This is a genomic window from Okeanomitos corallinicola TIOX110, assembly GCF_038050375.1.
Taxonomy (GTDB): Bacteria; Cyanobacteriota; Cyanobacteriia; order Cyanobacteriales; family Nostocaceae; genus Okeanomitos; species Okeanomitos corallinicola.
The window spans coordinates 3624312-3637411 of record NZ_CP150886.1 but is presented as its reverse complement, the minus strand read 5'-3'; the positions used below and the strand labels follow the sequence as shown (position 1 = coordinate 3637411).

Annotated in this window: 8 protein-coding genes and 1 pseudogene; 1 reads left to right on the top strand and 8 read right to left on the bottom strand. The window is 38.4% G+C overall.

Annotated elements, in window-relative coordinates; all coding sequences use genetic code 11:
- Positions 1 to 197: 197 nt before the first annotated feature.
- Positions 198 to 395, top strand: coding sequence for an NblA/ycf18 family protein (locus tag WJM97_RS15875; RefSeq protein WP_353929761.1), 198 nt, complete (start codon positions 198 to 200; stop codon positions 393 to 395).
- Positions 396 to 487: 92 nt separating this feature from the next.
- Here WJM97_RS15875 and WJM97_RS15870 read toward each other — a convergent pair.
- The 8 genes and pseudogenes from WJM97_RS15870 to priA form a co-directional block, all read right to left on the bottom strand.
- Positions 488 to 1333: pseudogene (locus tag WJM97_RS15870) on the bottom strand (serine/threonine-protein kinase); the annotation flags it as partial.
- Positions 1334 to 1679: 346 nt separating this feature from the next.
- Positions 1680 to 2123 (bottom strand): hypothetical protein, encoded by a 444-nt coding sequence (locus WJM97_RS15865; protein ID WP_353929760.1) that lies wholly within the window; start codon positions 2121 to 2123, stop codon positions 1680 to 1682.
- Between the two features lie 125 nt (positions 2124 to 2248).
- Positions 2249 to 3412, bottom strand: a complete 1164-nt coding sequence (locus WJM97_RS15860) for an anhydro-N-acetylmuramic acid kinase (RefSeq protein WP_353929759.1) — start codon at positions 3410 to 3412, stop codon at positions 2249 to 2251.
- Between the two features lie 151 nt (positions 3413 to 3563).
- Positions 3564 to 4643 (bottom strand): sensor histidine kinase KdpD, encoded by a 1080-nt coding sequence (locus tag WJM97_RS15855; protein ID WP_353929758.1) that lies wholly within the window; start codon positions 4641 to 4643, stop codon positions 3564 to 3566.
- 56 nt (positions 4644 to 4699) lie between these two features.
- Complete coding sequence (gene kdpC, locus WJM97_RS15850; RefSeq protein WP_353929757.1) at positions 4700 to 5302, bottom strand: K(+)-transporting ATPase subunit C; 603 nt, start codon at positions 5300 to 5302, stop codon at positions 4700 to 4702.
- Between the two features lie 61 nt (positions 5303 to 5363).
- Positions 5364 to 7469, bottom strand: coding sequence for a potassium-transporting ATPase subunit KdpB (gene kdpB / locus WJM97_RS15845; RefSeq protein WP_353929756.1), 2106 nt, complete (start codon positions 7467 to 7469; stop codon positions 5364 to 5366).
- An 85-nt stretch (positions 7470 to 7554) separates the two neighbouring features.
- Entirely contained in the window at positions 7555 to 9240 is a 1686-nt protein-coding gene (kdpA, locus tag WJM97_RS15840; RefSeq protein WP_353929755.1) for a potassium-transporting ATPase subunit KdpA, read from the bottom strand.
- A 258-nt stretch (positions 9241 to 9498) separates the two neighbouring features.
- A complete protein-coding gene (gene priA / locus WJM97_RS15835) occupies positions 9499 to 12039 on the bottom strand; it encodes a primosomal protein N' (protein WP_353929754.1) in 2541 nt (846 codons plus the stop codon).
- Between the last annotated feature and the right edge of the window lie 1061 nt (positions 12040 to 13100).

Genomic DNA, 13100 nt, shown 5'->3' with positions numbered 1-13100 from the left:
ACGTCCCAGAAACATTCAATTCAATGCCAAGTACAAAAAAATGAATCACAAATGACTGGGCAATTTGTCAAACAATTGTTATCTTTCTTAATACAGAGTCAAAAATTCTTTGGTGACAGCTAAAGGCTCAAAGAAAAAGCTTTCAGCCATTCTGTTACTGAATATTTATTGTTCGCGTTGTTTTTTAGGGGTTAACTATGAATCAACCAATTGAACTTTCTTTAGAACAGCAATTCAACATTCGTTCATTTGCCACTCAAGTTAAGGATATGAGCCATGAGCAAGCTCAAGAGTTTTTGGTTAAGCTTTACGAGCAGATGGTTGTTAGGGAAGCGACCTACAAAGAGCTTCTCAAGCATCAGTGGGGATTAGATTCAGGTTCCACTATGGCATAGAGTTAGGTGAGCTTTTGTCTGAGTGGACGACCTCCTTCTCTTGCTCGGTTCTATTGGCAGAACAAAGCTGGGGATGTCGGGGCGTCAACTTTGATATTTCGGGGGCGGTCACTGGGTTTTTTTTCCAGACAACCCATCACCAAGTCTTGTATCCGCTTGGGTATAGTAAGACTGGAATTAGCTTCCTGAAAAGATATTGGTTTTTGGAATTTATGAGTTTGATACCATGCTCCGAAGGAGTGATTTGTTGGTATTAGTGGCATTTTAGAAGTGAGCATTTCAAACATCATTACCCCTAAACTGTAAATATCAGAGCGGTTGTCTAGTTCCTTACCTTCAATTTGTTCGGGAGAAGAATAAGCCAAAGTACCCAAATAGAATTTTGTTTGATCACTGTCAGACATGACTAACTTAGCAATACCAAAGTCTAGGACTTTGACTAGTTCTCCAAAACTGGGATCTTGGATGACTAGCATATTGCTAGGTTTGATATCACGGTGAATAATTGTGCAAATAACTCCATCTACGGAAATACCATTGTGAGCAGATTGTAAACCCAGACATATTTGTCTGGCCATGCTCAGAAATCTAGATGTGGAAATATTTCGACTCCGAATTACAGAACTGAGACCTTGTCCTTGTAAATATTCCATTACGTAATATGGAGTATTATGTTCATCTACTCCATAGTCCATGACGCGAACAATATGAATACTTTTTTGCCCTAGTAAAGCACAAGTTTTTGCTTCTCTTTCAAAACGTTCTTGTAAGCGCATTTTTTCGTTTTGTATAGATATAGCAAGAAACTTGATAGCAACAGGTACACCACCCAACAAGATATCCTTAGCACGATAAACCCTTCCCATTGCTCCAGTACCAACTAGTTCCTGAATCTGGTAACGGTTACTCAGCAAGCGCTCGATGTTGGGGTCTGACATGAAAAACTTGACTCCAATACTTAACTTAACAATGATAAAAAATAGACTTTCTGTTAACAACCTAACTAGGTTTCAGTTTGAGTAGTTTTTCACAGAGGAAATATATAGAGTAAGGGTAAGAGTTAGTCTACTTCAGTAGATTCACGAACATAAACTAGGACTTACTAAAGTTTTCTCATTTTTTTATAATTTTATAAATTTTTGTGACATTAATTCATACATCAACCTATGATATCACTTATTGCAAGTGTATAGTATATTTAGTGACTAAAAATTGAATGTGTAAAGTTATATTACCTTTCCACTTAGAGTATTCCAACTGTTATTTTTATCGTAAATATACTGTTTATGTTTGACGTTCTAAACTTGCTTCCATGGTACTTGTGAGGAAATGTCCAGCAAGAATACCGCTAGTTAGATAGTAATTATTCTCAGAAACTTGATGGAGAGTTTCAAAACCGCTACGACGCTGGCGATCGCCCAATACCCAGTAACGTTGTACTATAGTGTCTGGGCAAATCCAACCCTCTCCTTCAATTTGGCCTAAGATATTGTGTTGGAGTAAAAAAGTATACTGGCGATCGCTATCGTGGAGTCTACCTTTATATTGACAAGATATTTCTAGGCGATCGCTACCGGGGAAAACCAGTTTTGTGACCATAGAAAACCAGTCATCACGATCCCAGACAACCATAGTCATACCTTTAAAACTGATCGGCATACTATCCCTTTCCAGCCAACTCCCCTGCATCATCCAGCGTCCTGGTTCTAATAAAAAACTGTGAGTCACCTTGTAAATTCCTTTAGTTTTTTCAACAAGTTAATTATCACTAAGGGTTAAGTAGAAAGACTTCAACTGGGTTATTTAATCAGTGTTTAACCAATGTAACTATTTATATCCTTACTGGCTCACAGTCAAGTTTTCACCAGGTTTACCTCTCCTAGAAGCACTTCTTGAATTGCTCCTGTGGCAGTTGGTAAGTTGCCAGGAATACCTAACTGTCTCCAATAGGCTAAAACAGCAAAAGCGATCGCTTCTTTAAAAGCTGCATTTAAGCCGATATCATCTGTAGTTAAAACTGTTACAGACCCCAACAGTAACTGTAACCTATTTCTTAAGTAAAGATTTCGACTACCGCCCCCACATAATAATACCCGGTCTGGCATCCTTTGTAAAAAATTGCGATAACTATTAACAATTGAAGAGGCTGTTAACTCCGTAATAGTTGCTAGTACATCGGCTGGACTGAGTTGATAGGCTTGACAGTCTTGTAAACACTGATGTAAATAATTTACACCAAATAATTCACGCCCAGTAGATTTAGGTGGTGGCAAATGAAAATAATCTTGACTTAACCATTGTTCTACCAAAGCAAAACAGGGATTACCACTAGCAGCCCAGTCACCATTTTCATCGTAACTTTTAGTACCATTACTAAAATTCTGTACTGCCAAATCGAGGAGACTATTTCCAGGGCCAGTATCCCAAGCACGAATTTGGGTTAGCCAATCATCACACCGAGGAGGCATATAAGTAACATTGCCAATACCACCAATATTTTGAATACAACTGTATTCCTGGGGGTGACTCAGTAAATAGGCATCAACCCTGGGAACTAAAGGCGCACCGTGACCACCAGCAGCAATATCAGCCACACGGAAATTACTGATAGTAGTAATATTTGTATAATTGGCAATTACAGCGCCTCGACCTAGTTGTAAACTATAGCCGAGAGATTGATGATTTTCTCCATGTTTATGGGGAGGTAAATGGTAAACAGTTTGACCATGAGAACCAATTAAAGTAGCAGGGGGATAACCAGTTTGAATATTTTGGGCAGCTTGGGCAAAAACCAGAGCGATCGCATCATCTAATTCAGCTAATTCAGCCATTGAGATAGCCTCACCAGCACAGACAGCCAAAATTCTTTCTTGTAGTTCAGGAGGATAAGGATAGGTTTCCCCAGCCAATAACTCAACTTTTAAATCTAAATCTGTACCAACAATTTCCACCAAAGCAGCATCTATGCCATCAACAGAAGTGCCACTCATTAAACCAATCACACGAGTCGGGTGCATTTATTGAAATTCCAGTATAATTGCAAAAACAAGCCTATCTTAAATGTTACCTTAGTTACTGATAAAAGCCACCACTTTTAAAAATCATACAGAAGTCAGAATAGTTATCAAGTAATAGCTTGTAAATTTTATCTGAGACTAAATATAAAAATTATACTTTTTCAGTAGCGATAATATGTAAATCAATATTTTTAAGTAACCGTACCAACTTTTGAGTTAAAGAACCCTTAAAAAAAATTTCCCACCGTGATCGTTGACTTTCCCCAATAACAATTTGAGTAATACGGTATTTTGCGGCTACTTCCGCAATTGCTTGAGCCACATTACTACCATTAAACCTGATAAAAGTTCCTGTAAATTCCTGACATAAATTTTCACAGATATCAATATGTAAACTTTCCTCCTTAGTTAAAAACCGATCAGGATTCATCACAAACAAAACATATAAAGGAGCATTCATGTAACCTGCTAACCTAGCGCCTCGACGTAACAATTGCAAAGAATTAGAATAAGTAGAAATACAAACTAAAACCCGTTCATGAACACTACAAACTTGGCCTTGTAAATTAGCAGCAAAAGCATCATCTTCAACATTATCAGCCACTTCTCGTAAAGCCAACTCCCGCAGAGCAATTAAATTACGTCTTTGAAAAAAATTATTTAAAGCTTGTTGAACTTGTTGGGGTGGATATATCTTCCCTTCAGTTAATCTTTCCTGTAAAGTTTCTGGTGTTACATCTACCACTAACACCTCATTTGCTGTTTCTAAAATGCGATCTGGAACACGTTCACGCACAATTACCCCAGTGATTCTAGCAACTAAATCATTCAAACTTTCCAAATGTTGAACATTCATAGTTGAATAAACATCAATACCCGCAGCCAAAATCACCTCCACATCTTCATAACGTTTTTGTCTAGAAGAACCGGGGACATTAGAATGGGCTAATTCATCAACTAACACTAGTTGAGGATAACGATTAATAATTCCTTGTGTATCCATTTCTGGCAACATTAAATCACCACGATGCCAAAACTTTGGGGATATTACTTCCAAACCCTCAGCTTTTTCTGTGGTTTCCTTGCGTCCATGAGTTTCCAAAAGTCCAATTACAACATCAACACCTTCCTGTTTCAGTGCGTGTCCTTCTTCCAACATTTTGTAAGTCTTACCAACTCCAGGAGCCATGCCAATAAATATTTTATGCTTTCCCCTTTTTTCTGAATACATAAAATAACTGTAAATTTGCTCAAATGACTAATAACTAATAATAATTAATAGCTAATTTATTGATTTTGTCTACGGTTAATTTCTTGTAGATCAAGAGCATAATTTAAACGTAAAACATTAACACCTGGTTCACCAAAAATCCCTAAAAATCTACCATCTGTGTACTTATTAATTAAAGGAATAATATCATCTTCCTTAATGCCACGTGCTTGGGAAACTCTAGCCAACTGTTGTCGTGTTGCTTGCAAAGAAATATGAGGATCTAACCCAGAACCAGAAGAGTAAATTAAATCAGCAGTAGGTTGTATATTTTTATCTTCAAATTCTGATGCTACCTCAATAATTCTATTAGTTAAATCTGGATTACTAGGAGCAAGGTTACTACCGCCTGATATGCCCAGAGGAATAGCTTTTTTACCTTGACTATATTTCACCGCACTAGGACGACTATAAAAATATTTATCTGAAATAAAAACCTGACCAATTAAGGAAGAACCAATAGGTTGAGCATCTATGTTTAAAACAAGACTACCATTTGCAGAGTAAGGAAAAGCAACCTGAGCAAAAAATACTAATCCTAAAGGATAGATAATTGCAGCTAATAACCAAAGTAATAAAGTCATCCGCAGAGCGCGGAAAGTTTCTCGAATAAATAGCATAGTTGGTAATTGGTAATTGGTAATTCAAAAATTTATATTCTCATTCACCTTTTATCTATTATTAAGTTAAGCCAACAAATGTAATCAAAACATCTATTAATTTAATAGCAATAAATGGAGTAATCACCCCACCAAAACCATAAATAAGGATATTGCGTTGTAGGAGTTGATTCGCACTCAAAGGTCGAAACTTAACACCTTTCAAAGCTAAAGGAATCAGAAATGGAATAATCAAAGCATTATAAATTAATGCCGAAAGCACAGCTGAATTAGCACTATTTAGCTTCATAAAATTCAGACTTTCTAAATTAGCCGCAACAAAAATTACAGGGAGAATAGCAAAATATTTAGCGATATCATTAGCAAAGGAGAAAGTTGTTAATGCTCCACGAGTAATCAATAATTGCTTACCAATGCTGACGATATCAATTAGTTTGGTGGGATCAGAATCTAAGTCCACCATATTAGCGGCTTCCTTTGCGGCTTGAGTTCCCGTATTCATAGCTACGCCAACATTAGCTTGCGCTAAAGCAGGAGCGTCATTTGTGCCATCTCCCGTCATTGCTACTAATTTACCTTCTGCCTGTTCCCGTTTAATGACAGTAATTTTATCTTCTGGTGTAGCTTCGGCAATAAATTCATCTACTCCGGCTTCTCTAGCAATGACAGCAGCGGTAATGCGGTTGTCTCCGGTTAACATGACAGTACGCACACCCATACGTCGTAGTTGGTCAAAACGTTCGTGGATGCCAGGTTTAACAATATCTTTGAGATAAATGACACCGTAAATTTCGTTATTTAAACAAACAGCTAAGGGTGTACCTCCGTGATGGGAAACTTCCTCATAAGCTGTATCTAATTCTGGGGTTTCCTTACCATGACGAGAACGGACAAAACTTTTGATTGCACCTACTGCGCCTTTTCTGGCCTCATAGCCACCGGGTAAATTAGTCCCACTCATGCGGGTTTTAGCGGAAAATTCTACTCCTTGGGCCTGTTTGCGGTCTATATCAAATTTTGCCCCAAATTTTTCGGCGAGTCTGACTATAGACTTACCTTCTGGGGTATCGTCAAATATACTAGCGGCTAAAGCAATATTAGCTATTTCTGCCATTGAATGACCATTGATGGGTATAAAAGCTTCTGCCAAGCGATTACCAAGGGTAATAGTACCTGTTTTATCTAATATGAGAGTGTTGATATCTCCTGATGCTTCCACTGCTCGTCCTGAAGTAGCAATAATATTAAATTGGGCGACTCTATCCATACCTGCAATGCCAATAGCATTAAGTAAGCCGCCAATGGTAGTGGGAATAAGTGCTACTAACAGGGCGATTAAGACAGTAATATTAATGGGACTGTTGACGTAGTAAGCAAAGGCGGGCAGGGTTGTGACTACAAATAAAAATACTAAAGTTAGGACTGCCAACAAAATTGTTAAAGCCATTTCATTGGGTGTTTTAGTGCGTTCTGCCCCTTCTACTAAGTCAATCATCCGATCAATAAATCCTTTACCGGGATCAGTGGTGATACGGATGATTAATTCATCGGAGATAATACGTGTACCGCCGGTAACAGAACTAGCAACATCTGAGCCTGATTCTTTGAGAACTGGGGCTGATTCACCGGTGATAGCTGATTCATCTACAGAAGCAACACCTAAAATGACTTCCCCATCTGCGGGGATAATATCACCAGCAACAACGTAGACAGTATCACCTGTTTTCAGAGTGGTGGAAGGAATTTCAGTAATTGTGCCGTCAACGACTATTTTTTTAGCACTGGTTTCGGTTCTGGTGGATCGTAAAGCATCGGCTTGGGCTTTACCTCGTCCCTGTGCTAAGGCCTCGGCAAAATTAGCAAATAGAACAGTTAAAAATAAGGTTATTGTTACCAGTCCATTAAATAGTTGAGAGTTTTTCTGGGTGACTGGCCCAAATATGGGGGGATAAATGGTGGCAACTAGGGTAATAATCGTTCCTAGCCAAACCAGAAACATGATGGGATTTTTAATAGCAGATTGGGGAGATAGTTTAATAAAAGTATCTCTAATTGCCCTGATGTAGAGTCCTTTGGTGCTGACTCTTGATTTTCTGCGTTTGAGACGGCGATCGCCTGGACGAAAACGAGAAGATTTTGATCTGGGGGTAGTTGCAGCAGAGTTCATAGGATTCAGGAGAAGAGTGGGTGAGGGGGAGAAAGATTGTTACCAATTACCAATTACCAATTACCGATTACCCATTACCGATGTCCTAATTCCCAGAGGCTAGTTTAAAACCTTCGGCGATGGGTCCTAAAGCTAAGACTGGGAAAAAGGTGAGAAAAGCTAAAACGATGGTTATACTTGCGGCCACGACAGTAAATAACAAAGAGTCGGTTTTGAGAGTACCACGAGTTTGGGGAACTGTGATTTTGCCAGACATACTATCAGCTAGAAGAAGCATGGCAATAATGGGTACATAACGCCCGGCGAGGATGGTGAAACTGGTACTCAAATTCCACCAAACGGTGTTGTCTTTTAAACCTTCTAAGCCAGAACCATTGTTAGCTGCGGCGGAAGCATATTCATAGGCTACTTGGGAAATACCATGAAAACCGGGGTTACTTATTCCTGAGAGGGAAATAGGATAGGCTAGGGCGATCGCACTAGGTACTAAAACTATGATCGGGTGAGTCAGTAAAATAATGCTGACAAGAAATATTTCTCTTTGTTCGATTTTACGTCCAAAAATTTCCGGGGTGCGTCCTACCATTAATCCAGTTACAAATACTGTGACCATCAGATAAATGAATAGGTAGGCTGTTCCTGTTCCCTGTCCTCCCCAAATAATCTGTACAAATAGGTTAAATAAACCAGAAAATATGCCTTGAGGCATCAAGGAATCATACATTCCATTCACTGCACCGGACATGGTAGCGGTGGTTGTGACTGCCCATAATGCTGTTTCTGCCCAGCCAAACCTGACTTCTTTTCCTTCTAAATTTGGGAGTGAAGTGTTTAAGGCTTGGTTGATAATTGGGTTTCCTTGCAGTTCACCCATGGCTGCTATCCAAATTAAGATCGCAAAAATTATAAATACCATCCAAAATAGTAACCAACTTTGTTTGCGGTTATTAGCAAATACACCGTATGTATATATTAAGGATGCCGGAATTGCCATCATGGCGATGATTTCTATTAAATTAGTCGCACCATTGGGATTTTCAAAAGGATGGGCGGAGTTAGCAGCAAAAAAGCCACCACCGTTATTACCTAGTAGTTTAATCATTTCAAAACCAGCTATTGGACCTCTGGCAATGTACTGATTTACTCCTTCTAAGCTTTGGATTACCAATGTTCCTTGTAATGTTTGTGGTACACCTAAAGCGATGAGAGCGATCGCCCCAATCACAGAAAGAGGTAATAATATCCTAGTAATTGCACTGGTAATATCAACATAAAAATTACCTAATTTTCTACCAGTTAAACCTCGAATAAATGCAATTCCCACTGCTAAACCTGTGCCAGCGGAAGTAAACATTAAAAACCCTAAAGCTGCTATTTGGCTAAAATAACTTAAAGTTGTTTCTCCTATATAATGCTGTTGATCAGTATTAGTTAAAAAAGAAACTGTGGTATGTAAAACTAGATCCCATGTAGGCATACCCAAGTTATTAGGATTCCCCGGTAGCATTCCTTGAAAAGCAATTATTAAATAAACAGAAATCCCCATAATTAGGTTACTGCTGATTAATGCCCGAATATATTGCCAAACTGTCATCTCTTCTTCTTTGGCAACGCCCCCGATTAAATATATGATTTTCTCTATGGGATTCATAATCGGATCAAGTATTGTACTTTCTCCTAAAAAGACACGAGCTATGTATCCTCCTAATCTTGGAGTAATAGTTATCACAATACACAATGTTAAAACAATTTGTAAAAAACCTTGTCCCATCTATTTATTACTCAATTAAACTAAATTTATAATCAATCAGTGCTACAAAATCATACCTAACTTAATGGTAAATTTGGTTGCTAGGAATTAGATAATGTTTTATATCATCCCAATTTATCAATCTTAGTTAACAATTTTCGAGATGTTTGTGGAATTTAGTATTAAGAATATTTTTTACTCCAGCAAGAATATCAAAAAATGTGATGTTTTAATTACACTAATACTGTGAAAATGTATTAGATTACACTATCTAATCAGTTACATGATGTTAATTGGATCTACGTCAATCGTTAAACTAACTGAAGCAGGACAAAGCGCTCTGATTTCTCCCCAGTCTGGTAAATTCGGCAGTGCATCAGGAGCAAACTTTAATAATATTTGCCAGCGATAACGGTTAGCTACTCGTAAAATACTAGCGGGTGCTGGACCTAATATTTCAAACCCTGTTTGTTCACTGAAATTTGTAGCGATGATTTGGGCTGTATTCTGGACTTGAATGGGATCAAGGCTACTCAAACGTAATAAGATTAATCTACCAAAGGGTGGATAATTAAGAGCTTCCCGTTCTGCTAATTCTGCATCACAAAAAGATTGATAGTCATGGGTTTTGACGGCTTCAATGACTGGGTGTTCTGGGGTGTAGGTTTGAATAATTACTCTCCCTGGATCTTCTCCTCTTCCTGCCCTCCCAGCAACTTGGGTGAGGGTTTGAAATGTCCGTTCATTGGCACGATAGTCTGATAAATGCAGTAATCCGTCAGCGGCAACTACTCCCACTAAGGTAACTTGGGGTAAGTCTAAACCTTTGGTGAGCATTTGTGTTCCTACTAATAAGTCGGCTTCACCGTTGGCAAATTTGGTGATCAGGTTACGGTGTGCGCCTTTGTTGCGGGTGGTGTCGCTGTCAAACCGAATTAATTTTAGGTGAGGGAATTGACGGTTAAGTTCTTGAGAGACTCTTTGTGTACCACTACCGAAAAATTTGAGGTAAGGTGAACTACATTCGGGGCAGTGGGGAGGATGCGATCGCCCATAATTACAATAATGACATCTTAATAGTTCGGCTGCTCCTGCTTCTACATGATGATAGGCTAAGGACACATCACAGTTGGGACATTCCAACACATAACCACAACTACGACAGGAAACAAAGGTGCTATGTCCGCGACGATGAATAAATAATATTCCCTGTTGTTTGTTTGCTTTTAACTCTTCTAAAGCTGTTTGTAAGGATCTACTAAATATCGATCTATTTCCTGCTTTCAACTCATGGCGCATATCCACTATTTCTACAGGTGGTAAAGGTTTGGAGTTGATGCGTTCTGGAAGTGAAATATAAATATGTTCTTGTCCCCCCTCATCGCTTGCGGGGAGGGGGCTAGGGGGTGGGGTTTCCGGGTTTCTCACACTCACCCAACTTTCTAACGAGGGGGTAGCAGAACCTAAAATGAGGGGGCAATTTTCTAATTCTGCACGCCATTGGGCAACTGTACGAGCGTGGTAGGTGGGGATGGGTGCATCTTGTTTAAAGCTGCTGTCGTGTTCTTCGTCGAGGATGATGATGCCTAAGTTGGGTAAGGGGGCAAATATGGCACTGCGTGTTCCTATAACTACCTGGGGTTCTCCGGTAAACATTTGTCGCCAGGTGTCGTAGCGTTCACCATCGGCAAGGGCGCTGTGATAAACCTGGACTTTGTTGCCGAAACGGGCGCGAAATCTATCTGTGAGTTGGGGTGTGAGTCCAATTTCTGGGACTAATACTAATGCCGATTGGCCTTGGTTGAGGAGGGGGGCGATCGCCTGGAGGTATACTTCGGTTTTTCCTGAACCTGTGACTCCATGTAATAAAACTTGGGTAAATTGATTTAATGTTTTGATGGTTTCTAAGGCTTGGCTTTGGGCTGCTGTTAAAGATTTGGCTTGATCCCCAGCTACGGAGGGGTTTTGTTCTCTGCGTAATTTTTCCCGTTCTTCAATTACTACATAACCTTTTTTTTCTAAGGCTTTTAAAGTAGATGTACTGGTGCTACAAGTTTGTAATAATTCTGTTTGCCATAGTTCTCCACCTTGTCGTTTTAAAACTTCGATAATTTCTTTTTGCCGGGGTGTTAAATCTTCTTCGTTGTTATCTAATAATGTGACTGCTTTTTGGAGTTTGGGTTGATTTATTTTTGGTGGTTCTAGGTAATTTTCTGCTAATCCTAAGCGAATTAATTCACGAGTTCCTCTATAAGCAGATTTAATTTTTTGTTGAATGTAATAATAACTATAGTCACCACTGGGGGTTTTTTGTAAAAGTTGGATCACTTGTTGGGCGGTTGGTGACATGAAAACAGCCGTATTACTGGAAACATCTTGGTTTTTTCCCAGGGGTGTTAAACGCAGACGACGTTGCGATCGCCCCAATAAACCAGGTGGTAAAGCTACCCGAATGACTTTAATTAGGGGCGTATAGTAATAAGCAGCAATCCGGTTAAGTAATTGCCAATAGCTGCTAGGAAAAAAACTTTTACTAACAACATCTTCTACTTCCCGAATTTGTTCTGGTGTTAAATTTTCTGGAAGTTGAGATAAAAACCTAATTGCAATCGCTCCTACCTGTTGTGATCCAAAGGGAACTGTCAAAATATCCCCTGGTTTTATTTCTAACTGTTCTGGTAATTTGTATGTATATAAATCCGTACTTCCTGGACAATCTACTAATACTTCAATCCATTGATTAAGATTTATTTTTGACTGGTATAACTCTCCTGGTTCAGCGACAAATAAAGAAGATAAATTTATATCCTGAATATACATATTTTCGGCTTTTTTAATAGATATTTGCTCATTTAACTGGATATAGTTAACCAGTCTTACTTAAACTTAATTCCCTACTTTACTACAGGTAAACTGTATTTCGCAATACTTTTATTGTTAATCATACTTGATAATTTATATTTTATGTATTTTACTAAACAAATTGTTTTCTACAGTATGTGCAATAACTATTTGATGCTAACTACATAAATCAAGGTATATTAGAAGTTATAGAATGGTTTTTTGAGGTTACTAAATAAGGAGTAGACTTTTTCCATCTCTTGATAGATATTCAATATGTTGCCTGTATGAGATGCTTTTAAACAATCAAGATTATCCGGATTTTAAACTATGTTTTTTGTAATTTGGATTATTTAGGAAGCTTTAATTTCTTAATCAAATTCACACAAAAATTTGGGTAAATACATGAAAATTTAAGATATAGGATCTTTAGATGGAATTTTTATATTTGTTAAAGTTGAGAAAGTTTGAGGGGATTTGACAGATTTGGTGATTAAGAAAGAAATGAGGAATCAGCCTACTGGTAGCGGGAAAAGATGGTATTTTGGGTGCAATGGCAATATGGTTTGTCTCTATGATTAACCAAAACATGACTAGCAGACACGGATTTTCCTTGCCAATTAGGAATTGTAGGTATTTAGCCATCAGCTATGAGTTAGTAACTTTCGAGGCTGAAACACAAAAAATTGGCAGTATTTGTTAGGATGTCACTGACTGAATTTAATGTTTTTGAAAATCTTTGCTATTCCTAATCTTGGCTAACTCCAGATTTTTATCTGGGTTGAGCCGTACTAAACCCCTACTCAATACTACTTACTTGATTAGTCTGAGAGTGATTAGTTAGTTGGGGAAAACTTACAAGGGTAAAGGTGTTTTTCCTCCTTTCCTCCCAAACTAGAAAACCCTAACAGTTTTGAACCTCTACTGAATCCTAAATTCTTACAGGAATTTTCAAAAAGATTGTATTTGGCTAAGTAAATGGGTGTATTTGTCCTTATGGGGAAAGCTACCAGTCCTCTAATGAGCAGCTGTCACTAAAT

What these genes read in the sequence shown, in the direction of transcription:
- kdpC (WP_353929757.1), bottom strand. Translation starts at nt 5,302, where the DNA reads ATGCTATTTATTCGAGAAACTTTCCGCGCTCTGCGGATGACTTTATTA.
- priA (WP_353929754.1), bottom strand. Translation starts at nt 12,039, where the DNA reads ATGTATATTCAGGATATAAATTTATCTTCTTTATTTGTCGCTGAACCA.
- WJM97_RS15875 (WP_353929761.1), top strand. Translation starts at nt 198, where the DNA reads ATGAATCAACCAATTGAACTTTCTTTAGAACAGCAATTCAACATTCGT.
- kdpB (WP_353929756.1), bottom strand. Translation starts at nt 7,469, where the DNA reads ATGAACTCTGCTGCAACTACCCCCAGATCAAAATCTTCTCGTTTTCGT.
- WJM97_RS15860 (WP_353929759.1), bottom strand. Translation starts at nt 3,412, where the DNA reads ATGCACCCGACTCGTGTGATTGGTTTAATGAGTGGCACTTCTGTTGAT.
- WJM97_RS15855 (WP_353929758.1), bottom strand. Translation starts at nt 4,643, where the DNA reads ATGTATTCAGAAAAAAGGGGAAAGCATAAAATATTTATTGGCATGGCT.
- kdpA (WP_353929755.1), bottom strand. Translation starts at nt 9,240, where the DNA reads ATGGGACAAGGTTTTTTACAAATTGTTTTAACATTGTGTATTGTGATA.